Annotated in this window: 9 protein-coding genes (1 of these 9 running past the window's edge); 6 read left to right on the plus strand and 3 right to left on the minus strand. The window is 67.3% G+C overall.

Translation table 11 applies throughout. The features are described 5' to 3' along the window. Window positions 1–17,735, plus strand: partial view of a non-ribosomal peptide synthase/polyketide synthase gene (locus D892_RS0120310; protein WP_024803009.1) — the 3' portion only. The gene continues 12,313 nt to the left of window position 1, outside the view; the window shows 17,735 of its 30,048 coding nt (coding positions 12,314–30,048); the start codon falls outside the window, past its left edge; its stop codon occupies window positions 17,733–17,735. A 736-nt stretch (window positions 17,736–18,471) separates the two neighbouring features. On the opposite strand, the gene D892_RS0120320 is transcribed toward D892_RS0120310, so the two are convergent. Next, window positions 18,472–19,653, minus strand: a complete 1,182-nt coding sequence (locus D892_RS0120320) for an IS701 family transposase (RefSeq protein ID WP_024803010.1) — start codon at window positions 19,651–19,653, stop codon at window positions 18,472–18,474. 196 nt (window positions 19,654–19,849) lie between these two features. Continuing rightward, the gene (locus tag D892_RS41635; RefSeq protein WP_051499120.1) at window positions 19,850–20,725 is read right to left on the minus strand and encodes an MFS transporter; all 876 of its coding nucleotides are present in this window, start codon (window positions 20,723–20,725) and stop codon (window positions 19,850–19,852) included. Between the two features lie 79 nt (window positions 20,726–20,804). Between D892_RS41635 and D892_RS0120330 the strand changes: the two genes are divergently transcribed. Continuing rightward, window positions 20,805–21,416, plus strand: coding sequence for a TetR/AcrR family transcriptional regulator (locus D892_RS0120330; RefSeq protein ID WP_024803011.1), 612 nt, complete (start codon window positions 20,805–20,807; stop codon window positions 21,414–21,416). A gap of 153 nt (window positions 21,417–21,569) precedes the next feature. Then, the gene (locus tag D892_RS49205) at window positions 21,570–22,670 is read left to right on the plus strand and encodes an IS256 family transposase (RefSeq protein ID WP_198036951.1); all 1,101 of its coding nucleotides are present in this window, start codon (window positions 21,570–21,572) and stop codon (window positions 22,668–22,670) included. Here the strand turns inward: D892_RS49205 and D892_RS0120345 are convergent. Then, the gene (locus tag D892_RS0120345; protein WP_036569287.1) at window positions 22,597–23,097 is read right to left on the minus strand and encodes a GbsR/MarR family transcriptional regulator; all 501 of its coding nucleotides are present in this window, start codon (window positions 23,095–23,097) and stop codon (window positions 22,597–22,599) included. The two genes, D892_RS49205 and D892_RS0120345, sit on opposite strands and share 74 nt — an antisense overlap. Window positions 23,098–23,170: 73 nt before the next feature. On the opposite strand from D892_RS0120345, the gene D892_RS0120350 reads away from it, so the two are divergent. From D892_RS0120350 to D892_RS0120360, 3 genes are all read left to right on the plus strand, one after another. After that, window positions 23,171–24,088: an ABC transporter ATP-binding protein gene (locus tag D892_RS0120350; protein WP_024803015.1), complete on the plus strand. Its 918-nt coding sequence runs from the start codon at window positions 23,171–23,173 to the stop codon at window positions 24,086–24,088. Window positions 24,089–24,125: 37 nt separating this feature from the next. Next, window positions 24,126–24,953 (plus strand): ABC transporter permease subunit, encoded by an 828-nt coding sequence (locus D892_RS0120355; RefSeq protein ID WP_024803016.1) that lies wholly within the window; start codon window positions 24,126–24,128, stop codon window positions 24,951–24,953. Window positions 24,954–25,231: 278 nt separating this feature from the next. Further along, entirely contained in the window at window positions 25,232–26,218 is a 987-nt protein-coding gene (locus D892_RS0120360) for a TrkA family potassium uptake protein (RefSeq protein WP_024803017.1), read from the plus strand. The last annotated feature ends 268 nt before the right edge of the window (window positions 26,219–26,486 follow it).

A 26,486-nucleotide genomic window follows, 5' to 3' on the forward strand; every position in this document is an offset into this window, starting at 1 on the left:
TCGCGGTGGAACGGTCCTGGGAACTGATCGTGGCACTACTCACGGTGCTGAAGTCCGGTGGTGCGTATCTGCCGATCGATACCGCGCATCCGGCTGATCGTGTCGAGTACGTTCTTGCCGATGCCGACCCGGCGGCTGTCCTCACTACCGGCGGTCAGCGGAAGCTGTTGCCCAACACTGGAAATCGGACAGTTCTGTCACTCGACGAGCTCATCGGTGACTCTATCGGGTCGGGCGATGTGGCGAATGTGTCGGATGTCGAGCGTCGTGGGCCGTTGCGTGGGGGCAATCTGGCGTATGTCATCTACACCTCGGGGTCGACGGGTCGTCCCAAAGGTGTTGCGGTGACGCATGGCAACGCGGTGAATCTGTTCTCGGTCACTGCGGATCGTTATGGGTTCGGTTCCGATGATGTGTGGGCGTGGGTGCATTCGCATGCGTTCGATTTCTCGGTGTGGGAGTTGTGGGGTCCGCTGTTGTCGGGTGGGCGTGTTGTGGTGGTGGCGTGGGATGTGGTGCGGTCGCCGGATGACCTGTGGGAAGTGATTCGGTCGCACGGGGTGACGGTGTTGAACCAGACGCCGAGCGCGTTCTACGCGCTCACCGAGGCCGCCACTGCGCCGCGGCCGGACCGATCCGGGCTCAGGCTGGTCATTTTCGGTGGCGAGGCACTCGATCCGGCGCGACTGGGCCACTGGGATCCGGTGTTCGGCCGGTCGGGTGGCCCGGAGCTGGTGAACATGTACGGGATCACCGAAAATACCGTGCACACCACCGAACTCGTGCTCTCCGACCGCGTCGCGCGGGAAGCGCAGAGCAGCCCGATCGGCAAACCGCTGGGCAATGTGCGTGCTTACGTTCTCGATCCGTGGCTGCGCCCCGTACCTCCCGGCGTGACAGGCGAACTCTACTTCGGTGGCGAGAGCCTGGCACGTGGCTACCGCGGCCGGGCCGGGCTGACCGCGGCCCGCTTCGTGGCCGACCCGTTCGGCGGTGCAGGGGAGCGGTTGTACCGCTCCGGCGACCTCGTCCGCTGGACCGGCGCCGGTGTGCTCGAATACGCCGGGCGCGTCGACGACCAGGTGAAGATCCGCGGCTACCGCGTCGAACCCGGCGAGATCGAAACCGTTCTGGCAGGTCATGCGCAGGTGGGTGGGGCCGCGGTAGTGGCTCGGCCGGCCCCCGGCCTCGCTGACCAGGCGAGCGATCCGCAGTTGGTGGCCTATGTGGTGCCCGATCCGATCGGTGCGCCAGTGGCCGACGCCTACCTGCGCCTACAGGCCGCAGGACAGATCGACGGCAGCGAACTCCATGAGCTGCCGAATGGTATGCCGGTGGTGGGTCGTAACCGGTCCAATATCGAGTTTCTGTTCCAGGAGGTGTTCGAGCGGGCCGAGTACTGCCATGACGGTGTGATCGTTCCGTCCGAGGGGTGTGTTCTCGATATCGGTGCCCATGTGGGCATGTTCTCGGTGTATGCGAAGACGTTGTCGCCGCAGGTGGAGATCTATGCGGTGGAGCCGATCCCGGATCTGCAACGGATGTATCGGGCGAATTCGGATTTGCACGGCCTGGATGCGACGTTGATCGAGGCGGCGATCGGTGCCGAGGCGGGTGCCGATGTGTTCACCTACTACCCGGATATGTCGATCCTGTCGGCTCGAGGCAGGGCTACCGAGGACCAGCGGGAGCTGCTGGATTCGTTCCTGCACAACGAATTCCGGTCGCGGGCCGCCGAAGTGGGCCAGGACGCTTTGGACGAGTTGCTCGATGATCGTCTGAAGTCGGTCGAGGTGCAGGTGCGTATCCGGACGGTGTCCGACATCATCGACGAGCACGGTCTGGACCGGATCGGGTTGCTCAAGCTCGATGTCGAGGGTGGCGAACTCGAAGCGCTGCAGGGGATTCGGGATGAGCATTGGTCGCGGATCGAGCAGATCGCGGCCGAGGTCCACGACATCGACAACCGGCTGGCCGTGATCCGGGATCTGTTGCAGCAGCGCGGATTCCATACCGCTACTCGTACGAATCCGCATGTCACCGGCACCGGTCTGCACATCCTCTACGCCACGCGCACGCTCCGTGACCAAGCCGAGCCTCAACCCGTCGACATCCTCACCGCGCATCCTCGCTGGGCGAGCCCCACCGTTCTGACAACACTGATCCGCGGCGACCTGACCGACCAATTGCCCGACTACATGATCCCCACGACGGTCATGCCCCTCGATCGGCTGCCCCTCACGGTCAACGGCAAACTCGATCGCGCGGCCCTGCCCGCCCCGCTGTTTGCCGAGCGCGGGGAATTCCGGCCACCTCGCGGCGCTGCCGAGACCCTGCTCGCCTCGCTGTTCACCGAGATCCTCGGCGTCGAGAACATCGGAGCCGACGACTCGTTCCTGGATCTCGGCGGCCACTCGTTGTCGGCGATGCGGCTGATCGCGCGTGTCCGTGCCCTGGCCGGCGTCGAGCTGCCCATTCGAACGGTCTTCGAATCCCCGACCGTGGCGGGCTTGGCAGCCCACTTCGGTGCGGGCGCGCGGGCGCGGACAGCAGTGGCGCCCCGACCGCGTCCCGCGGTCGTTCCGTTGTCGTACGCCCAGGCGCGGCTGTGGTTCCTGCACCGGCTGGAGGGGCCCTCGGCGACCTACAACCTCCCGATGGCGGTCCGGCTGACCGGCGCCGTCGATGACAACGCACTCGCGGCCGCGATCCAGGACGTCGTAGACCGCCACGAATCGCTGCGCACGCTCTTCGCCGACACCGACGGCGTCGGCTCCCAGCGGATCCTCGACCCCGACAAGGCGCGGGTTCCGGTGCCGGTCACCGAATTCTCCGAGCCCGGCCTGGCCGAGGTGGTCGGCTACCGGTTCGACCTGTCCACCGAAATCCCGTGCCGCGCCGCTGTTCTGCGTGTCGGCCCGGGGGAGCGAGTGGTGGTTCTGGTCGTGCACCACATCGCCGCCGATGGTGCCTCGATGCCCGCCCTGGTGCGAGACGTGCTCACCGCCTACGAAGCGCGGCGGCGCGGCAGCGCACCCGAGTGGACGCCGCTGCCGGTGCAGTACGCCGACTACGCGCTGTGGCAGCGTGAGTTGCTCGGTGATCCCGATGACGAACAGTCCTTGATCGCCACACAATTCGACTACTGGCGCCGGACCCTGGCCGGACTGCCCGAAGTGACCGAGCTGCCTGCCGATCGGCCCCGACCGCCGGTGGCGTCCCATCGAGGCGACCTGCACAGGTTCACCATTCCCGCATCGAGCCGCCGCTCGGTCGAAGCCCTCGCTCGCGATCACGCCGCGACTCCGGCGATGGTGCTGCAGACCGTACTCGCGGTCCTGCTCAACCGTCTCGGAGCAGGCGAGGCCTTGGCCATCGGCGCTCCGATAGTGGGGCGCGCCGATGAGGCATTGACCGATCTGGTGGGATTCTTCGTCAATACCTGGGTGCTGCGCGTGGACGCCGGTGGCAACCCCACCGTAGCTGAACTGCTCACCCGGGTTCGCGACCGTGCGCTCGACGCCTACGCCAACCAGGACGCCCCCTTCGAGCGCCTGGTGGAACTGCTCAACCCGGTCCGCTCCCCGGCGCACCACCCGTTGTTCCAGGTGGCCTTGGCATTTCAGAACAACCCCCTGTCCGATACCGCATCAGTCGGTGCGCTGCTGCCGGAGCTGACCGCCGCACCGGTGCCGACGGCGACCGGGACCGCGCGTTACGACCTGCTTTTCAACGTCATCGACACCGGCAGCGCCGCCGACGGGTACCAGGTATCGATCGAGTACGCCACAGATCTCTACAGCAGCAACACAATCGAACGACTCGCCGACCGGTTCCAGCGCATCCTCGACCAGATCGTCGGCGACCCCGCGCGACGACTCACGGATATCGAGGTCCTGGACCCGGCCGAGCAGGCACGGATAATGCTCGCGAGCCAGGGCGCCGCCACGGATATCGACGCGACCGTCACCCTGCACGAGCTGTTCGAATGGCAGGTGGCCACCACACCCGACGCGGTCGCCGTGGTGTGTGACGGCACCGAGAACACCTACCGGCAGTTGAATTCCGACGCCAACAAGCTTGCCCGAGAGCTGATCGCGGCTGGAGCCGGGCCGGACACCGTGGTGGCCGTCGCCGTCGCCCGTTCCTATCATCTCATCGTCGCCCTGCTCGCCGTGCTCAAAGCCGGCGGCGCCTACCTGCCCATCGACACCACACACCCGATCGAGCGCCTGGAATACATCCTCGGCGACGCCGATCCGGTCGCCGTCATCACCACCGCTGAACAGCGGACGCTGTTGCCCGACACCGGAATTCGACCGGTCCTGCTGCTCGACCACGCCGCGAGCCATACCCGCGACGACGTCGATGTGACCGATGCGGACCGGCGTGCACCGGTGCGGTCGGACAATCTGGCCTACGTCATCTACACCTCCGGATCCACCGGTCGCCCCAAAGCCGTTGCGATCACGCACCGCAATGTCGTGAACCTCGTCGCCCAGGAGACCCCGGCCGGATTCGACGGTCGCATGCTGATGCACTCCTCGATCGGATTCGACGCCTCCACCTACGAACTGTGGCCCGCCCTGGTGGGCGGCGGCGGTGTGGTCGTCGCGTCGGGCACCGGAACCGATCTGGACGAGATGGTGCGACTGGCCACCCGGCATCGCGTGACGGCGATGTTTCTCACCCCCGCGATGCTCGACGTGCTGATCGATCGGCTGGCAGCCGCCGCGGGAACGGAACTCACGGACTTGGAACGCGTGACGGTGGGCGGCGATGCCTTCCCGATCGCGACCGCACGCTGGCTCCGCGAACTCCTGCCGGCACTGCGAATCATCAACGGCTACGGACCTACCGAGGCCACCGTCTGCGATACCGCGTACATCGTCGGCCCGGACGTGGCGCGCGATGCCGCCGCCTCGGTGCCGATCGGCCTGCCCCTGGACAACCTGCGCGTCTACGTACTCGACGCGTGGTTGCGGCCGGTGCCGCCCGGCGTTGCCGGGGAGCTGTACATCGGTGGCGCGGGCCTGGCGCGCGGATACCGTGGCCAGGCGGTGTCGACCGCGGCGCGGTTCGTCGCCGACCCCTTCGGCAGCACCGGCGAACGCCTGTATCGCTCGGGAGATGTGGCGCGCTGGACCGCCGCGGGCGTGCTGGAGTATGTGGCGCGCGCCGACGATCAGGTGAAAGTCCGCGGGTTCCGGGTGGAACCGGGTGAGGTCGAGGCGGTGCTGCTCGAACATCCCGCGGTGGCGCAGACCGCGGTGGTCGCGCGGGAGGTCCCCGGTGCGGCCGGTGGCCGGCGGTTGGTCGCCTACCTCGTCCCCGCCGCCGACGCGGACGCCGCGTGGGATTGGCCGCAGCTCGTGCGGGAGCACACGGGCAGGTCACTGCCGGAGTTCATGGTTCCCGCGGCCGTCGTGGTGCTGGACCGGTTGCCGTTGACCGTGAACGGCAAACTCGATCGCGCCGCACTGCCCGCACCGGAGTTCACCGGCTCGGCGGCGTTCCGGGAACCGGCCGGCGCGGCCGAAACCCTACTGGCGTCGGCGTTTTCCGAGATTCTCGGCATCGACCAGGTGGGGGCCGGCGATTCGTTCTTCGACCTCGGCGGGCATTCACTGTCGGCGATGCGATTGATCGCCCGGTTGCGCATGCTGGCCGGTGTCGAACTGCCCATCCGCGTGGTGTTCGAATCCCCGACCGTTGCCGCGCTCGCCGCGCGCTTCGGCGAAGGGACCAGGGTCCGCGCCGCCGTGATCCGCAGACCCAGGCCCGCGCTGATCCCGCTGTCGTACGCGCAGCTGCGATTGTGGTTCCTCTACCGCTTCGAAGGCCCGTCGGCGACCTACAACCTGCCCCTGCCGGTGCGATTGCGCGGAGATGTCGACGAGACCGCGCTCGCGGCAGCCCTGCAGGATGTCGTCGATCGCCACGAATCGTTGCGGACGATCTTCGGCGACAGTGACGGTGTCGGCGTTCAGCTCATCATGGACCCCGCTGACGACCGGGCCCGAATTCCGGTCCTGGCGGCGCCGTTCTCCGAGGCGGTGCTGGCCGGTGTGGCCAGGTACCGATTCGACCTGTCCGCCGAAATCCCGTGCCGCGCCGCTGTTCTGCGCGTGGGTCCGGTTGAGCGGGTGTTCGTGCTGGTCGTCCACCACATCGCCGCCGACGGTGCCTCCATGCCCGTCCTGCTCCGAGATCTGCTCTCCGCCTACGAGTTCCGCCGCCGCGGCAGCGCGCCGACCTGGAACCCGTTGCCGGTGCAGTACGCGGACTACACGCTGTGGCAGCGTGAGCTGCTCGGCGACCCCGAGGACCACCAGTCGCTGATCGCCCGCCAATTCGGTTACTGGCGTGAAACTTTGGCAGATTTGCCGGAAGTGATCGAGCTGCCGACCGACAGACCGCGTCCGGCCGTGGCCTCGCACCGGGGTGATCTGTTCGGGTTCACCATCCCCGCCGCAGCGCGACGGCGTATCGAGGCGTTGGCTCAGGAGAATGGGGCTACCTCGGCGATGGTGTTGCAGGCCGCGTTGGCGGTGCTGCTCACCCGTTTGGGTGCGGGGGAGGATCTGGCTCTGGGCGCGCCGATCGCCGGGCGTGCCGATGAGGCGCTGACCGATCTGGTCGGGTTCTTCGTGAACACGTGGGTGCTTCGCGTGGACAGCTCGGGCAACCCCACCTTCGAGGATCTGCTGGCGCGGGTTCGGGAGCGGGCCTTGGATGCTTACTCCCATCAGGATGCGCCGTTCGAGCGAATCGTGGAGTTGCTCAATCCGGTTCGCTCGCCCGGTCATCATCCGTTGTTCCAGGTGTCGCTGGCTTTCCAGAACAACCCACTGCCCGATACCGGCGCGCTCGACACGCTGATGCCGGGATTGACCATCACGCCGGTGCAGGCTCCGACCGGGACCGCGCGGTATGACCTGTTGTTCAATATCGTGGATGGTGGCCGGGCCGAGGACGGTTTCCAGGCGTGGATCGAATACGCCACCGACCTCTACGACGCTGCCACCATCACAGCACTCGCCGACCGGTTCCTGCGGGTTCTGGATCAGACATCGGGCGACCCTCGCATCCAGATCGGCGACATCGAAATCCTCGGCCTCGCCGAGAAATCCCAGCTGTTGGCGGAGTGGAACGACACCGGCACCGCGATCGACCCTGTGGCGACTCTGCCGTCACGATTCGCCCACCGGGCAACCACTACACCGGAGGCCATTGCGGTCACCGCTGACGGAGTCGACTACACGTATCGTCGGTTGGCCTGTGCCGCAAGCCATGTGGCTCGTGAGCTGATCGCGGCCGGGGTCGGCTCGGACACAGTGGTCGCGGTCGCGGTCGAGCGTTCCTACAGCCTGGTCGTGGCGCTGCTGGCCGTGCTCGAGGCCGGCGGCGCCTATCTGCCCATCGATACCGCGCATCCGGCCGAACGCATCGAGTACTTCCTCGGCGATGCCGACCCGATTGCGGTCCTCACCACGGCCGAGCAACGGAAGCTGTTGCCCGGCACCGGTGATCGCGCTGTCTTGCTGATCGATGACCTGATCGCCGCCGCTCCCGGTACCGCGACAGCGGGCGTACACGATGCCGAGCGGCGGTCGCCGCTTCGGCCGGACAATCTGGCCTACGTCATCTACACCTCCGGCTCCACAGGTCGTCCGAAAGCCGTTGCGGTGACCCATCGCAGCGTGGTCCACCTGGTCACCCAGCAGTGGACGATCGACGATCGGGACCGGATGCTGATGCAGTCCTCCATCGCATTCGATGCCGCGGTGGCCGAGGTATGGCCGACGCTGCTAGGCGGCGGTGCGCTGATCGTGTCGACGGAACCGGTTAGGGATCCCGAGGCGCTGGCGCACCTGATCCGGACGGCAGGTGTGTCGAAGGCCTTCCTGACACCGCTGCTACTGCTCGCACTGATCGAGCATGCGGAAAGCGCGTCCCCCGAGGTGCTGTCGGGCCTGCGGCAGGTCGCCACCGGTGCTGACGTGTTGCCGCCGGGACTGGTCCAGCGATTCGGGGCCGTCGCCCCGGCGGCGGAACTGGTGAACTGGTACGGGCCGACCGAAGCGACCGTGTACGCCACCGCGTACGCGGTCGAACCCGCACGCGATCTCGGCAGTGCGTCCGTACCGATCGGAGCGCCGATAGCCAACGCGCGGGTGTACGTGCTCGACGCCCGGATGCGGCCGGTGCCGCCCGGCGTGACGGGTGAGTTGTACATCGGCGGTGCGGGTTTGGCCCGCGGGTACCGAGAACAGGCGGTGCTGACCGCCACGCGATTCGTCGCCGATCCGTTCGGTGGCGAGGGTGGCCGGCTCTATCGTTCCGGGGACTCGGCGCGCTGGACCGCCGCGGGGGTGCTCGAGTACCTGGGCCGTGCCGACGATCAGGTGAAGATCCGTGGGTTCCGGGTGGAGCCCGGCGAAGTGGAATCAATCCTGTTGCGGCACAGCGATATCGCGCAGGTGGCTGTGGTAGCGCGGGAGACGAGCGGTGGGACGGGAGCACGCCGGTTGGTCGCCTACATCGTTCTCGGACCCCACTGCGCGCGAGGTGATGTCGACTGGTCACGGGCCGTGCGGGAGTTCGTGGGGCGGTCGCTGCCGGAGTTCATGGTCCCGGCCGCGGTCGTGGTGCTGGACCGGTTGCCGCTGACGGTCAACGGCAAGCTCGACCGGAACGCCTTGCCCGCACCGACATTCACCACCACGACCTACCGCGAACCCGCCGGGGAAACCGAAGCGGCGGTGGCGTCGGTGTTCGGCGAGGTCCTGGGGATCGCGAACCTCGGCGTCGACGATTCCTTCTTCGATCTCGGCGGCGACAGCATCATCGCCATCCAACTGGTGTCACGGGCACGGGTGCGGGGTCTGGTGTTCACCGTGCGCGATGTTTTCGAGCACAAAACCCCCGCCGCGCTGGCCGCGCATGCGCGCACCGAGACCGCGGTGACCGTCATCGAGGAGCTTCCCGGTGGCGGGGTGGGTGATATGCCTGTGCCGCCGATCGTGCGCTGGGTGCTCGAGCATGGTGCGGACATCGACCGGTTCAACCAGCACATGGTGCTGCGGCTGCCGGCCGGAATCGACCGGGCCGGGCTCGTCGCGACCTTGAGCGCTGTCATCGACCACCACGACATGCTGCGGGCACGGTTGCACGGAAATTCCAGCGACGGTTGGGTTTTGACCACCGCTGAACCCGGCGCCGTGGACGTGGAGGCGGTGATCGAACACACTATCGTCGACGAGGTCGCCGACACCGATCCGGAAGGTCCCGATCGCTGGGAGCCCGCGGCGACCGCAGCTTTGAACCGGGCGGTGCGACGTCTTCACCCGGCTGAGGGAGTCATGCTCACTGCGGCGTGGCTCGATGCCGGTCCGGAGCAGGCGGGCCGGTTGATCCTGGTTCTGCATCATCTCGTCGTCGATGGTGTGTCGTGGCGCATTCTCGTCCCCGATCTGATGGCGGCCTGGTCTGCGGTCAGTACCGGGCAGTCCCCGGTGCTCGCTCCGGTGGGTACCTCGATGCGGCGGTGGGTACACGCTCTCACCGAACTCGCCCAGGGTGCCACCGATGCAAAGGAACTCGGGTTCTGGGCACGTCAGGCCGAAGGTGCTGATCCGCTGCTGGGGGCGCGTGCACTCGACCCGGCTGTCGATCGACGGTCGACGGCCGACCGTGTTCAGGTCACCATTCCTGAAGCGGTGACCCAGATTCTGATCGATCGGCTGCCGTCCCGCTACAACGCCGGTGTCGAGGATGCTCTGCTGGCCGCGTTGACCCTGGCGGTTGTTCGTTGGCGGGTGCGGCGTGGCATCGAGATGCCATCGCTGCTGGTCGCTCTCGAAGGCCACGGCCGCGAGGAACACATCACCGCCGCCGCGGCGGGGATGGCGGATCTGTCGCGCACGGTCGGTTGGTTCACCACCGTCCATCCGCTCCGGCTCGATCTCACCGATATCCCTGTCGAGGATGACCAGGCGTTGGGTGCGGTGATCAAGGCGGTCAAACAACAGCTCCGCGTTGTGCCCGATCGGGGTATCGGTTACGGAATCCGGCAGTATCTCTCCGGCGGTGGCGATTCCGATGTTCCGGTGATCTCGCCGCAGGTGAGCTTCAACTACCTCGGACAAGTGACGCAGGCGCTGCTTGGAACGGATGCCGCTGCGGGACAGTCTGTTCCTGCCGTCGGATGGGTGCCCGCGGCGGATCTTTCCGGTCTGCGGGAGGCTCCCGATTCCGCCATGCCGATGACCGCGACGGTTGAGGTCACCGCGATCGCGCTGGGTGGGGTGATCTCGGCCGAATTCGGGTTCCCCACCGCCGTCCTGCCTCGATCCGACGTGGGCGAGCTGGCCGAGCTGTGGACGGACGTGGTCACCGCGATCGCCGCACATCTCGACAGCGATGTCGGGGGTGGAGCGACCCCGTCGGACTTCCCGCTGCTGACCGTGACCCAATCCGGGATAGATGCGTGGGAACGGCAGTACGGGACGCTGGACGACGTATTGCCTTTGGCCCCTCTGCAATCGGGTCTGTACTTCCACGCCCTGCTGTCGGCCGGCTCGCTGGATGTCTACACGACCCAGGTCGAGCTGCGCTTCGGCGGATATCTCGATGCGGTCCGCTGGCAGTCGGCGGTCGCGGCACTGTTCACACGTCACCCGAATCTGCGGTCCGCGTTCGTCGCCGACTCGAACGGGACTGTGGCCCAGGTGATTCCGGCGACAGTCACGCCATGGTGGCGTGAAATCGACCTGACCGGCACCGAAGACGCTGCGGAGGCAACCCGCCGGATTCGCGAGCACGACCGGTCGACACCGTTCGACCTGGCGCTACCACCGGCGATCCGCTTCACCGTCGTCCGAGGGCTCGGCGGGTCCGGCGAGAACGGAAGTGCGGACGACGGTTTCGCGATGGTGGTGACCGCGCACCACATACTGCTCGACGGCTGGTCGCTGCCGCTGCTGATGCGGGAACTGCTGGCGCTCTACGCCACCGGTGGTGATCCGGCTCTGCTGGGCCGGCCCGCTGCGTTCCGGGATTACCTGGTGTGGCTGGCGCGCACCGATTACGGCGAACGCTTGACCGTGTGGCGGGAAGCGCTGGCGGGGGTCAGCGAACCCACTCTGCTCGCGCCCGCATCCGCCACCACCTCGCCCGCCGAGCTGCCCAGTGAGCACAGGACAGTGATCGACGCCGAGATCACCCGTCGCGTCATCGATCTGGCAACCCGCCTCGGTACCACCGTCAACACGGTCCTGCAGTTCGGGTGGGGCCTGGTACTCTCGGCATCGACCGGACGCGACGACGTCGTCTTCGCCACCACCGTGTCCGGTCGGCCACCGCAGCTGCCCGGTGTGGAATCGATGATCGGCCTGTTGATCAACACCCTGCCGGTGCGCGTACGACTCGCCCCGCAGCACACCGTCGAAACGGCACTCGCCGAGTTCCGGAACCAGCAGACTCGACTGCTCGACCATCACCACATCGGTCTCGCCGACATTCAAACCATCAGCGGCACTGCGACTTTGTTCGACACCATCTTCGTCTTCGAGTCCTACCCGGTCGATTCCGACGGTCTGGCCGCCGACGCCGAACAGCTGGACGGCCTCACCATCACCGGTATCGACGTCGCCGATGCCGCCCACTACCCCTTCGCGCTGCTCACCCGACTCGACGCCGACGGCCGGCTTCAGCTGCGCGCGATCTATCAGACCGCCCTGTTCGACGAGGCACGGGTGAGTGCCATCCTCGAGCGCCTGCGGCGCGTCCTCGATCAGATCACCACTGGTCCCGGTATCGCCCTCGCTGGCCTCGACACCCTCGAAGCGGACGAGCACGCCCGGATTCTCACCGCCTGGAACTCCAACCACATCCCTCACGACCCGTCGGTCACCCTGCCCGGATGGTTCGAGCAGCAGGTTTCCCGCACACCGGATGCGATCGCGATCGCCGAAACCGGTACCGGACACGAAAAGAACGGGAGTGCAGCACTTTCCGAGCTCACCTACCGGCAGGTGAACGCCGGGGCCAACCGGCTGGCGCGGACGCTGCTCGCCGCCGGGGTGGGGCCGGAGACCGTGGTTGCGGTTGCCGCCGAACGTTCCCACCTGCTGATAGTGGCGGTGCTCGCGGTGGTCAAGGCCGGCGGCGCGTACCTGCCCATCGACACCTCCTACCCTGCCGAGCGGCTCGAATTCATGTTCGGCGATGCCGACCCGGTCGTGGTCCTGACCACCTCCGGGCAGCGAAAGCTGCTGCCGGACATGGGAACACGGCAGGTGCTGGTGATCGACGACCTCACCCGCGGCGACGCTGTCGCTGATGCGGTGGATGTGACAGATGCCGAGCGGCGGGAGCCGTTGCGGTCGGGCAACCTCGCCTACGTGATCTACACGTCGGGGTCCACCGGCCGTCCGAAAGCGGTCGCGGTCACCCACGGCAATGTCGCCAACCTGGCCGCGCAGCAGTGGCGGGTCGAGAGCGGGTCCCGGATGCTGATGCATTCCTCGATCGCATTCGATGCCTCCGTGGTCGAACTGTGGCCGACCCTGCTCGGTGGCGGCACGCTGGTGGTGTCGTGGGAAGCGGCGCGGGATCCGGGTGCGCTCGCACAGCTGATCCGGTCCGCCGGTGTGACAAAGGCTTTCATGACGCCACTGCTGCTGCAGGCCGTCCTCGAGCACGCCGAATCGGGGTCCGACGACGCCCTGCTCGGTCTGGAACATGTGGCGACCGGAGCCGATACGGTGACGCCCGGACTGGTGCGGCGGTTCGCGACCACGACCTCGGGTGCCCGGCTGGTGAACTGGTACGGGCCGACCGAGGCCACGGTGTACGCCACCGCCCACCCGATCGATCTGACCGGTGACCGGGCAGGGTCGGTGCCGATCGGCACACCGGTCGGCAATGCGCGTATCCACGTGCTCGACAGCTGGTTGCGGCCGGTCCCGGTCGGTGTGACCGGCGAGCTCTACATCGGGGGCCTCGGCCTGGCCCGTGGCTATCGGGACAGGGCCGGTCTCACCGCGGCCCGTTTCGTCGCCGACCCCTTCGGCGTTGCCGGGGAGCGGTTGTATCGATCCGGGGATACGGCCCGGTGGACCGAGGCCGGCACCGTGGAATACGTAGGGCGCGCGGACGATCAGGTGAAGATCCGTGGCTTCCGAGTCGAACCCGGCGAGGTCGAGGCCGCTCTGCGGCGTCATCCCGGAATCCGGCGCGTCGCCGTCGTCGCGAGCGGCGACTCCGGTGCGGCGACCGGGCAGCAGTTGACCGCCTACGTGGTCATCGACCCGGACGAGGGTGCCGCAGCCATCGGCACCGACCAGGGTCACGGACGTGAACTCCGCGAGTACGCGGGACGCACGCTGCCCGAGTTCATGGTTCCCGCCGCCGTCGTGATCCTGGACCGGCTTCCGTTGACCGCCAACGGAAAACTCGATCGCGCGGCACTGCCCGCACCGGAGTTCAGCGGGGGCACACCGTTCCGGGAACCCTCCGGAGCGACGGAAACGCTACTGGCAGCGGCCTTCTCCGAAGTACTCGGTATCGACCGGGTCGGGGCCGATGATTCGTTCTTCGAGCTGGGCGGACACTCACTGTCGGCTATGCGATTGATCGCGCGCGTCCGGGCGCTGGCGGGGGTCGAACTGCCCATCCGCGCGGTATTCGAATCGCCGACGGTGGCGAAGCTCGCCACTCGATTCTGCGAAAGCGACTCGGCCCGAACGGCATTGACCGCACGCCCGCGGCCCGCGGTGATCCCGCTGTCGTACGCGCAGACCCGGTTGTGGTTCCTGCACCGCCTGGAGGGCCCGTCGGCGACCTACAACCTGCCGCTGGCCGTCCGGTTGAGCGGTGATGTCGACGAAACCGCGCTCGCGGCCGCCATCCAGGATGTGGTGGTGCGGCACGAATCACTGCGGACGGTGATCGCCGATTCGAATGGCGTTGCCGCCCAGGTCATCCTCGCGCCCGAACCCGGCCTAGTGCCCGTGCTCGTCGCCGAGCACTCCGACTCCGCGCTGGCGGGCGTCGTCGGTCACCGGTTCGATCTGTCGACTGAAATACCCTGCCGTGCAGCGATTCTGCGTGCCGAGCCGGGGGAGTGGGTGGTCGTTGTCGTCGTGCACCACATCGCGGCCGACGGTGCGTCCATGCCCGCCCTGGCCCGTGATCTGCTCACCGCCTACGAGGCACGACGCAGGGGTGGCGCACCGGGGTGGACGCCGTTGCCGGTGCAGTACGCCGACTACACCCTGTGGCAGCGTGAGCTGCTCGGCGATCCCGAGGACGAACAGTCTTTGATCGCAACCCAATTCGAGTACTGGCGCGATACGCTGGCCGGGCTGCCGGAGGTGATCGAGCTGCCGACCGACCGGCCCCGGCCGAAGGTCAAGTCCTACACCGGTGATCTGCACACCTTCGATATTTCGGCGGATGTGCGCCGCGGGGTCGAGGATCTGGCCCGGGACCACGGAGCCACCCCGGCGATGGTCCTGCAGGCCACCCTCACGCTCCTGCTCACGCGGCTCGGGGCGGGCGAGGACATCGCCATCGGCGCACCCATCGCGGGGCGTCCCGACCAAGCGCTCACCGATCTGGTGGGATTTTTCGTCAACACCTGGGTATTGCGCGTGGATACCTCGGGCAACCCGGACTTCGCCGATCTGCTGGGCCGCGTGCGCGAACGCGCCCTGGACGCCTACGCGCACCAGGACGCGCCGTTCGAGCGAATCGTGGAGCTGCTCAATCCGGTTCGCTCCACCGGACACCATCCGTTGTTCCAGGTGGCCCTCGCGTATCAGAACAACCCGCTGCCCGACACGGGGCTGCTGGATACCCTGCTCCCGGAATTGACCGTGGCACCGTTGCGGGCGTCCACCGCCACCGCGCGCTACGACCTGCTGTTCGACATCATCGACACCGGCGACGGATTGCACGCGGCGATCGAATACGCCACCGATCTGTTCGACCGCGCCGGCATCGAACGGCTGGCCGCCCGATTCCTGCGGGTACTGGAGCAGATCACCGCGCACCCTGCCCGGCGGCTCGCCGATATCGAGGTACTCGACCCAGCAGAGCGGGCCGACGTCCTGTTCGGCTGGAACGACACCGCGACCGCTCTCGACTCCACCGCGACGCTGACAGGGATGGTCGAACGACAGGTCGACGCCGATCCCGGCGCGGTCGCTGTCATCTGTGACGGCATCGAGTCCACGTACCTCCAGTTGAACTCTGCTGCAAACCATCTCGCACGCGAACTGATCACGGCCGGGGTCGGGCCGGACACGGTGGTCGCGGTGGCCGTGGAACGCTCGTACGACCTGATGGTCGCGTTGCTGGCAGTACTCAAGGCAGGCGGCGCGTACCTGCCGATCGACACCACCTACCCAGCCGAACGTCTGGAGTACATCCTCGGTGACGCCGACCCAATCGCTGTCGTCACCACGGCGGAACTGCGAACCCTGCTGCCCAGCAACGGCATTCGTCCGACACTCGTCCTCGGCGACGGCACCCGCGCCGATGATGTGGATGTGACCGATTCCGAGCGGCTCGAACCCCTGCGTGCGGGCAATCTGGCCTATGTCATCTACACCTCCGGATCCACCGGCCGACCGAAAGCGATTGCGGTAACCCACCGCAACGTTGTCGCGTTCACCGGCAACCGGGTCTGGAACAGCGACCACGGCCGCGTACTCGCGCACTCCTCCACGGCCTTCGACGCCTCGACCTACGAGATGTGGGTGCCGTTGACCACCGGCGGCACCCTGGTCGTGGCCTCCGGCGACCGCCTTGCGCCGAGCGTGATCATGCAGCTCGTCCAGCGCCATGCCGTGCAGTCGATGTTCCTCACCCCGCGACTGTTCGAACTGCTCGTCGACCAGGGCGCCGATTGCTTCGACGGCGTCCGTCAGGTGTGGATCGGCGGCGAGGAGGTGCCCGGCGACGTGTTCTGGAAAGCCGTGCGCCGCTGGAGCCGGACCCGGTTCGTCCACACCTACGGACCGACCGAGACCACCGTCTTCGCCACTGCCCACCCCGCTGCTCCCGGCGTCGTGGGCGAAGAACCGGTGCCGATCGGCGCTCCACTAGACAATGTGCGCGCCCTCGTGCTGGACGCCTGGTTGCGGCCGGTCCCGGCCGGCGTCACCGGAGAGCTCCATCTCGGCGGCGCGAGCATGGCGCGCGGCTACCGCGGACGAGCAGGACTGACCGCGGCTCGATTCATCGCCGATCCTTACGGGGAGCCGGGCGAACGGTTGTACCGGTCCGGCGATCTGGTCCGCTGGACCGCCGCCGGAGTGCTCGAATACATCGGCCGCGCAGACGATCAGGTGAAGATCCGGGGCTTCCGCATCGAACCCGGTGAGATCGAGGCGGTCCTGCTGCGGCACCCCCGCGTCGGACAGGCCGCGGTCGTCGCGCGGGAACTGCCCGGCCAGACGGGCGGGCGGCAGTTGGTCGCCTACGTCGTCCCCGAAACCGCCGGCGGGAGCGTTTCTCCGGCGGCGGATACCGTCGGCGCCGACCCGGATGATGCCGAATGGGCGCGGGCACTGCGCGAATTCGCAAGCCTGTCGCTGCCGGCGTTCATGGTCCCCGCCGCCGTCACCGTCGTGGATCGAATCCCGTTGACCGCCAACGGCAAACTGGACCGCCACGCCCTCCCCACCCCGGTCCTCATCACCGGCACGCCCTTCCGCGAGTTGTCCGGGCCCACGGAAACCCTACTGGCCGTGGCGTTCACCGAAATCCTCGGAGTCGATACCGTCGGAGCCGATGATTCGTTCTTCGAACTCGGCGGGCACTCGCTGTCCGCGATGCGGTTGATCGCCCGCGTCCGTGACCTCACCGGCATCGAACTCCCGATCCGGAAGGTGTTCGAATCGCCGACCGTGGCCGGTCTGGCGGCTCGCCTCGCGGAGGACCACGAATCCTTCGACCCGTTCGCGACCGTGCTGCCGATCCGAACGACCGGCAGCAGACCGCCGCTGTGGTGCGTCCACCCGGCCGGCGGTTTGAGCTGGTGCTACTCGTCACTCGGTGAGCACATGACCGATCGCCCGGTCTACGGACTCCAAGCCCGTGGCGTGGAAGGTCGAACGCCCCCGGCGGAATCCCTGGACGAAATGGTGGACGACTACTTCGAACAGATCATCGCCGTCCAGCCCGACGGCCCATACTCGCTGCTGGGATATTCGGCGGGCGGAATCATCGCGCACGCGCTGGCCGCGGCGCTGGATCGGCGCGGGCGAGCGGTCGCCGATTTGATAATTATCGACTCTCCGCCGGGCGGCGACGATCACGACCTCAACCGGACCGAGTCGACGAGCGAGATGCTCGAGGAGGCGAGGGAGGACATACATAATTCGATTATCGGCTTCATAGCACAACAATTCGGTGCTCACGACAACGAGATCGTCGAGCAGCTGGCGGTGACAATCGGATCGATCTGGATCAACAACGCGCATCTCGTGGCACGCCATCATCCGCCGGTATTCGCCGGCGAGGTTCTGATGTTCCGGGCATCCACGCGCGCCGACGGATCCCCAACGGACCCGCTGGCACCCAGGTGGGAGCCCTATGTCTCCGGCCCGGTCATCGAGTGCGAAATCGATGGCGCGCACGCGCAGATAATCGAACCTAATTCGATATCCGAGATCTGCTCGATCCTCCGATCGCGCAATAACGACAACAGAGCGGAGTGATTTTCTGAGATTAACGTAGTGAAGACGTCAGACGGAGTATTCGAATATGCATGCCTCGAATCGCCGATTCATCGGTGGCCGGAATCGGCGCGGCATGCAGTATTGACAATGACGATCCATCATAGAAACTTTAATTGATCTCACTTGACAAGTCCATAAATTCCTGCAAATGTATGCAATACAGATAGGTGGACAGCAATCATGTCTCTCGTGGAATTCCTCATCGCGGTTTTCACCGGAATCGTCGAAAATACAATCCTCGGCAAGATAAAGTTCATTTAGAAATCTGCCGGAGGATGCTCCGAGGTCCCCTCCCTCGTCGCATGCATCCTCCGGCAGGCCACCTCCTATATCCTTGTCCGGGTGGCAATTCGACCGATACTCATCGCCGGTGATCGGTGGCGATTCAGGGCAGATCCTTCAGGAGGGTGATCGGCTGCTTTCCCGGGTGTCGCGTCGTTTCGACCTTCCTCCGATCCGGGGACGAGGAGCAACAGCTCCTCTCTGCCCGCCACGACTTGACATGGAGAGGAGCCGTTGTTCTCAGTGTCATGATCGAGTAGTCGACCGGCTCGCTCTGCCGTTGAATTCCCGCTCTCGTGGCTTAGTACTCTAGCTGCACTTCGTGATGTAATCGGTGTCGATGCTGGTAGTGGGCCTTCTTGGCTCGGTACTGGTGGCGGCGGCGCCAGGTCGACCATCGCTGGATGGGCCGCGAGGGCGGGTGGGTGGGTGATCAGGTGTGCCAGGAGACGTCGGTTTTCGCCGAGGGTGAGCGGGATGAGGCCGCTGCCAATGCTTTTGGGGCGATGGCGGCGGTGACGGCGAGGTAGGTGTGGGCGAGCATGGCCAGGGTGATGTGGCGGTACCAGGCGTCGTAGTGGCGGACGTGGTATTGGTCGAGTCCGACCTCGGTTTTCGCAGTCTGGAAGCAGTCCTCCACGGCCCATCGGGACCCGGCGACCCGGATCAGTTCGTTGTCGCTGGTGCCCGTGGGTGCGCAGCACATGTAGTAGGCGATCTCGAACTCTCCCTTGGTAGTCGGAGTCAGCGCCCGTCGTGCCAGGAGCCAGCGACCCCAGCCCGCGGCGGTGGTCCATTCATAGACCGGCAGAGAGGCCACCGCCCAGTCGAACATCCGTGGCCCTTTCGCTCCGGCGCCGCAGCTACGCCGTTTCCATGCTTGTGAAGGTGCTTGTGTGACAAGGTGGTCCGCGCGCGTGCAGCCGGCAGTGCTGGGGATTGTCTGACTGCGTGGGACAGCGACGACATACCCGATCCGGCGATCGTCGAGCCATGCCCGGAACTTGCCGTCGCCGCCGTAGGCCTCATCGGCGGTCACCCACCGCGCCGGCACTCCCGCATCCAGAGCCCTGGCCAGCATATTCTTTGCCAGCGTCGCCTTGGTCGCGAACACGACGCCCTCGGGCACGCTCGCCTCACGGCACCGCTGCCGATCCTCGGTCCACGACTTCGGCAGATACAACTCCCGATCGATCAGCGTCCGCCCTCTGCTGCCGGTATAGGCGCAGAACACCCCCAACTGGCAATTCTCGATCCGGCCCGCCGTCCCGGAGTATTGCCGTTGCACCCCAGCCGATTTCGTGCCCTTCTTCAAGAACCCGGTCTCGTCCACGACCAGCACCCCGTCCGGATCACCGAGGTGCTCGACGGCATAGGAGCGCACATCATCACGCACACCATCCGCATCCCACGCTGCCGCGTGCAACAACCGCTGCATTCCGTCCGGCGTGCGCTCACCAGCCCCGACGCCGCGCCGGCGTCGGCCGGACCGACCCCGGCGGTGACCGCGGTTGTGACCGGGGTGTTCAACAGGCCGCTCCCGGCGCTGAACACGACAGCGGGGCCCAGAATCCCCGCCAGGTAACCGGAGGTGGGGTCCAGACGACTCTGCCACCAGAACCCGCCCGCGGCGAGCACGCCTCCGGCCGCGATCACCACCCGCGAATCGACGCGAGCCATCAACCACGGCGTCACCTGCGTAGTGACCAGGATCGCAACCAGAGTGTGCGGCAGGAACGCCAACCCGGTCTGCAGCGGCGTGTAACCGAGCACGTTCTGCAGGGACAAGGTGAGAAAGTACCACATCGGATTCAGGCACGCCCCGCCAGACACATGACCACATTCCCCGCCGACACCGACCGAATCTGCAACAGCCGCAACGGAATCAACGGCACCGCCGCGCACCGCGCCTCCACCACCACGAATCCCGTCAGCAGCACCAGCCCGGCGCCGATCCCGCTCAGCGTCGGTGGCGCCGTCCAGCCGCTCGGTGCTGCCTGCGCGATACCGAACGCCGACGCGCCCAGCCCGGCCGTCGCCAGCACCGCCCCGGCCACATCCACCCGGACGATCGCCTCGCGGTCCGCATCGCGGGGAATCGACCGGACCGCCGCGATCGCCGCCAGCATGCCGACGGGAACGTTGATCAGCAGCGTCGACCGCCACGTCAGGAACTCCGTCAGCACGCCGCCGAGCAGGTTGCCCGCCGTGCCACCCGCGAGCCCGACCGCGGTCCACGCCGCCAGCGCCCGCGTCTGCCGCGGCCCCTCACCGACCGAGGCCGTCAGGATCGTCAACGTCGCCGGCGCCAGCACCGCCGCCCCCGCCCCCTGCACCACGCGAGCGGCCACCAGCACACCCGCCGACGTCGCGAGTCCACCGGCCAGGCTCGCGGCCGTGAACACTCCGAGTCCGGCGAGGAAGACCCGCCGCCGCCCGAACAGGTCCGCCAGCCGACCGCCGAACAGCAGCAGCCCGGCGAATGTGAGGGCGTAGGCGTTGACCACCCACTGCAACGCGGTCTCGGAGAACCCCAGCCCGTCGCGGATCGACGGCAACGCCACGTTCACCACCGACACGTCCAGCACCACCATGAACTGCGCCGCACACACCACCCCCAGCAGCGCACCCAGCCCACCGTGCCCGGCCCGCAGCCGGTCACCGGCCACCGGATCCGCGGTTCCCATCGGCCACCTCCCCACCAATACTGATACACATGTACCCTATACATCTGTATCAGAATGGTGAGTCAGGAGGAATCCCGAGGTGCCGAGAACCGCCGATCACACCGCCCGCCGCGCCCAGATCGCGGAGGCGCTGGTGCACGTCGCCGCCCGCGACGGCCTGCACGCGGTGTCGATGCGGTCGGTCGCCGCCGAAGCCGGGGTATCACTTCGCCTGGTGCAGTACTACTTCCACACCAAGACCGGGCTACTCATCGGCGCGCTGCACCACCTCGAACAGCAATCACACCAACGGTGGACCGAACGACTCCGTGGCCTGCCCGATCCGCCACCCCCACGGGCATTCGCGGAAGCCTTCCTCGCCGAAGCCCTGCCGACCGACGAGTCCAGCCGAGCGTTCCACCTCGTCGGCACCTCCTACTCGATGCTCGCCCGCACCGACCCCGAACTGGCCGCACACCCGTTCACCGCCGGCATCGACCGACTGGAAGATCAACTCGCCGAGGCACTCGCCCGCGCCCGCAACCACGGCGACCTCGCCCCCGGCGTCGACCCCCAACTCGAGGCGACACGTCTGGTCATGATCGTCAACGGCCTGGGCACCAGCATCCTGGCCGGCCACCACACCACCGACTACGCCCACGAGGTACTCCACGACCACCTCGACCACGTATTCCCCTCCACCACATCCTGAATCGACCGATCGACAAGCCGCCGCGGTCACAATTCGCGTTCAACCCCGTCAGAGATCAGACAGTCCCTCGCGAAACGCCACCGGGCCGGGCGTGTACGGAATCTCTTGTGTGAGTTGATCTCGTGGTCTGGCAGGGTGGCAAGGCGAAATGCCTTGCCACCCAAGGAAGGAAGACCACGGTGGCGCCAAGACACCAACGACGAGCAGCAGCTCGGCCCGGATGTGGATGGGCTGGCCGACCAGCTGCTCGGCCGCGCCGATGCGGAATCTGCGCAGCTGCTGGGCCCGGACGGGCTGCTGACACAGTTGACCCAGCGAGTGCTCGACCGGGCCCTGGATGCGGAGCTCGCCGAGCATCTGGGGTATGAGAAGGGCGATCCGGGCGGCCGCGGGTCGGGTAACAACCGCAACGGGACCACGGCCAAGAAGGTGCTCACCGATATCGGCGCGGTCGAGGTGAACACCCCACGCGACCGCAACGGCAGCTTCGAACCCCGGATCGTCCCGAAACACGCCCGCCGCCTGGCCGGGTTCAACGAGCAGATCCTGTCGCTGTATGCGCGGGGGATGTCGGTGCGCGACATCCGCTCTCACCTGCAGCAGATGTACGGGGTCGAGGTATCCGGGGACGTGATCTCCCGGGTCACCGACGCGGTGACCGAGAAAATCACGATATGGCAGAACCGGCCTCTGGACCCGGTCTGGCCGATCGTCTACATCGATGCACTGTGGATCAAGATCCGCGACGGTGCCGTGTCGAACCGGCCGGTCTACCTGGCCGTCGGCGTGGATCTCGACGGCCGCAAACACGTGCTCGGGTTGTGGATCGGGCCCGCCGATTCCGGTGAGGGAGCACGGTTTTGGGCCAGCGTGCTGGCCGAGCTGCGCAACCGCGGTCGGTGGACGATACCGGGTGCTGACGCGGGTGCTGCGGCTGATGGCGGCGCGCGGATTGATCACTGCGTCGCGCGAGGGCAGCTGGGACGGTCCGGTCTCCCGTGCCGACGAGATCCGGCTGACCGCTCGTGGTCGCGCCACAGTGGACGCGTTGTCACGCTTCGCGGTGTGGGCAGTGCTCTACGACGACACCGACGCCGTCCGGCGCCGGTGACAAGAAGCATCACCCACAGCGCTCAGCGCCTCGGGCCGGGCTGCCGACCCCGGTCAGCGACTCGCCCGGTTACCGGGACTCAGCTCCCCGAGGGCCGGGTGTGGGCCGGGGCGGTTCGTAGCGTTCTCGCCAGTGTTCGATGAGTGCGGGCATCTCCTGGGCCATGTGGTTGTAGAAGTCGCGCATCTCGTGGAGCCGGGCGGCGGTCGGGGTGGTCTCGGCGACGACGTCGAGGCCGTCCTGAGCGGCGTCCTGCATCACCTTCAGCATGGCGTTCTGTTGCGAGAACAGGTGCGCCCATACGCCTTTGGGGAACCGGTAGTGCTCGCGGCGGCTGCCGGGCGCCGGTACCCGCTCCACCATCCCCGACTGGGTGAGTTGCTTGATCGCCGTCGACACCGCTCCGGTGCTGATCGACAACCGTTCACACAGGTCGGCCGCGGTCATCGTGTCCTGCTCGGTGTACAACAGCGCGGTCATCACCCGCGCCGTCGTCTTCTGCATCCCACCCTGAGCCAGGGTCAACGCCAGCCGCTCAGCCGCGTCGCGAAGTCGCTGCTCGGAGTCCATAACCTCACCATACATACATCTCCGATGGTTTCGAATATTCACAAATCTCTGAAAACTCGTTACCGTGTGAGTCATGAGCAACGCCATCGAAATCCGGGACCTCACCAAGTCCTACGGTCCCCGCCGCGGCCTCACGGGATTGACGCTCGACATCCGCGAGGGCGAGGTGTTCGGGTATCTCGGCCCCAACGGCGCCGGGAAGTCGACCACCATCCGGCTGCTGCTGGATTTGATCCGCCCCACCTCCGGTGCCGCGACCGTACTGGGGCTGGACCCGCGGCGCGACGGCGTCGAGATGCGGCGCCGGACCGGTTATCTGGCAGGCGATTTCGTTGTCGACGGCCGTCAGCGGGTGCGGGAATGCCTGCGGTTCCTCGGTGACCTGCGCGGCGGTGTCCCGCGGCACCGCATCGACGACCTCGCCGACCGGCTCGGTCTCGACCAGGGCGCGACGATCAAGAGCCTGTCGAAGGGCAACCGGCAGAAGGTCGGACTGGTGCAGGCATTCATGCACACCCCGGAACTGCTGATCCTGGACGAGCCCACGTCCGGGCTGGATCCGCTGGTGCAGCAGACCTTCCTGGAACTGGTCACCGAGGCCGCGGGCAACGGGCAGACGGTGTTCATGTCCAGCCACATCATGGACGAGGTCGAGGCCGTCGCCGACCGCCTCGGCATCCTCCGCGACGGGACGCTGGTCGCCCTCGACACCGTCGCCGACCTGCGTGCGGCAGCCACGCGCCGCATCGAGATCGGTTTCGCCGCACCGGTTTCGGTCGACGAGTTCCGCACTCTTCCCGGACTGGTGGAGCCGTCGCTGGACGAGACCGGCACCGTCCTGCGCGCCGGGTTGACCGGCACGCCCGACGCGGTCGTCAAGGCTGCCGCCCGGCACACGGTCACCGCGCTGCACACCACCGAACCGCACCTCGACGAGATCTTCCACAGCCACTACACCGGCACCGCGGCCGCACCCCGGCCCGCCGCCTGATCCCCTCGAATCTCTTCACCGACAAGGACATACAGAGATGACCACCCTCCCCACCGCCACCGCGCCGATCGAGGTCACCACCCGCACCACGGTTGTCGTCAAGACCCTGCGCGACAATCGTCGCGGCCTGGTCGGCTGGACCGCCGGAATCACGCTGGCGGCCGTGCTGTATGCCGGGTTCTACCCGCAGATGGCGAAAAACGGTGCCGCCCAGACCGAGAACCTGCCCGAGGGCCTGCGTGACGCGTTGAACATGACCGACATCACCTCCGCGGCGGGCTATCTCGGCTCGACCGTGTTCGGGCTGATCGTGCCGTTGCTTGCCATGTTCTTCGGCGCCGCCACCGGCGCGCGCGTCACCGCCGCCGACGAGGAATCCGGCACCCTCGATCTGCTACTGGCCCACCCGATCACCCGGACATCGCTGATCCTGCAACGCTTCGCCGCACTTGTGCTGGCGGCCACCGGCATCGGGGCCGTCCTCTGGCTGGCGATGCTCGCGATCCGCGATGCTGCGGACCTGTCGGCGGTCGATCCCGGCCGATTCGCTGCCCAGTGCGCGCATCTGGTCCTGCTGACCGTCACCTTCGGTGCACTGGCCACCGGAATCGGCGCCGCCTTCGGGCGCCGCGGTGTCGTGTTCGCCGTCACCGCCGTCGTCGGCGTCGCCGCCTACGCCGCGCACGCCTTCGCCGCCCAGATCGGGCTCGGCCCTGCTGCCTACCTGTCACCGTTCCACTACTACATCGACAGCGAACCGCTGCGGAACGGCGTCGGCTGGACCGGCCTGCTCGTCCTCGCCGCCACCTCGGCCGCACTGGTCGCCGCCGGCACCTACCGGTTCAACCACCGCGACCTCACCTGACACCGGAGTACCGTCCCGTCGTCCGACCCCTGCGCCGGCGGGACAGTCCTTCCGGCCACGTCCGCGAACGGCACAGGTCACGCAGGCGGTCGGCCAGTGATCAGGCAGATCGATCGACCACGGTGCGGGAGCCTCCCGTCCAGCCGCCGCCGCTGCGGTCGTGAGGACCTGCTGTACCGGTGTGGGCGAGTCCTGCAGCGGCCGTGCCGAACGCCACGAACCGGCTGTGCTCGCCCGCCTGGAGAGCGGGCCGGGGGCGCCGGTGTCACAATCGTCGCGTGAGCCCGCTGCGACGCCTGGCCCGGGTGATGGTGGCGTTCTTGCTGGTGACCCTGGTGGGGACTGTCGGTTACGTGATCCTGGGTTTCGGTGTCCTCGACGCGCTCTACCAGACGGTGACGACGATTTCGACCGTCGGTTTCCGGGAGGTCCACCCGCTGTCCCCGCTCGGGCAGGTCTTCACGATGGCGCTGATCCTGGTCGGTGCGGGCACTGTCTTCTACATGTTCGGGGTCCTGCTGGAGGCCCTCATCGACGGACACCTACGGCACCGCTTGGAGCGACGACGAATGAATCGGCAGATAGAACGTTTGCGTGGGCACGTCATCGTGTGCGGCTGGGGCCGGGTCGGCCGCTCCACCGCGCAGTACCTCAGCAGCCTCGGCAGAGCGATCGTGGTCATCGATCGTGACCCGGACCGGCTCGACGACATCGAGTTCGCCTACGTCCTCGGCGACGTCACCGACGACAGCGTCCTCGGCGCGGCCGGTATCGAGCACGCCCACGCCATGATCGCCGCACTCGACAGCGATGCCGACAACGTCTACGTCACGCTGTCGGCGCGCTCGCAACGTCCGGACCTGGTGATCGTCGCGCGAGCAGGAAGCGACAACGCCAAGGCCATGCTGCACCGGGCGGGAGCGAACCGTGCGATCAACCCGCAACTGATCGGCGGCCGCCGCATGGCGGCATTCGCCCTGCAACCGAACGTCGCCGAGTTCCTCGACGTCGTCATGCACGACGACGCCCTCGAGTACCGGATCGAGGAGATCACGATCGGCTCGCAGTCTCCGCTGGACGGCCGCTCCCTTGCCGACGCCGCTGTGCGCCCCAGCACCGGAGCACTCGTTCTCGCTCTCCGTACGCCCGGCGGGCGGTTCGTCGCCAACCCCGCCGACGACACCGCGATCATTCCCGGCACCGTCCTGATCATCCTGGGCACCCCCACCCAACTCGCCGCGGTACGCGGACTCACCGCACACTAGGCCCCCGCTGCGAACCCCGGAGCGTCGGGCGGCGCGTCCCGTGACCGGCACGGATCCGGCATGCGCCGCGGACCCCGACGAGAATCGTCTGCGGAGGGTCGTCTGCTCGTTCGGTCGTCTTCGGACCGGCCGATCCCTCCCGGCCGCCGGCCTGATGCGGCAGCCCAGGAGCTACAAGCGCTCTGGACGCTGACAGAACCGGTTCGCTCGCAGCCACCTCCCGCGACGCCCGATTCCCGAGGGACACCTGTCCTCCGGCGACTGTCCG

It is taken from the genome of Nocardia sp. BMG51109 (assembly GCF_000526215.1).
Taxonomy (GTDB): Bacteria; Actinomycetota; Actinomycetes; order Mycobacteriales; family Mycobacteriaceae; genus Nocardia.

Bases quoted from the DNA above. Each gene is read 5' to 3' on its own strand.
- D892_RS41635 (WP_051499120.1), bottom strand. From the start codon at position 20,725: ATGGGAACCGCGGATCCGGTGGCCGGTGACCGGCTGCGGGCCGGGCAC.
- D892_RS0120345 (WP_036569287.1), bottom strand. From the start codon at position 23,097: ATGGACTCCGAGCAGCGACTTCGCGACGCGGCTGAGCGGCTGGCGTTG.
- D892_RS0120355 (WP_024803016.1), top strand. From the start codon at position 24,126: ATGACCACCCTCCCCACCGCCACCGCGCCGATCGAGGTCACCACCCGC.
- D892_RS0120350 (WP_024803015.1), top strand. From the start codon at position 23,171: ATGAGCAACGCCATCGAAATCCGGGACCTCACCAAGTCCTACGGTCCC.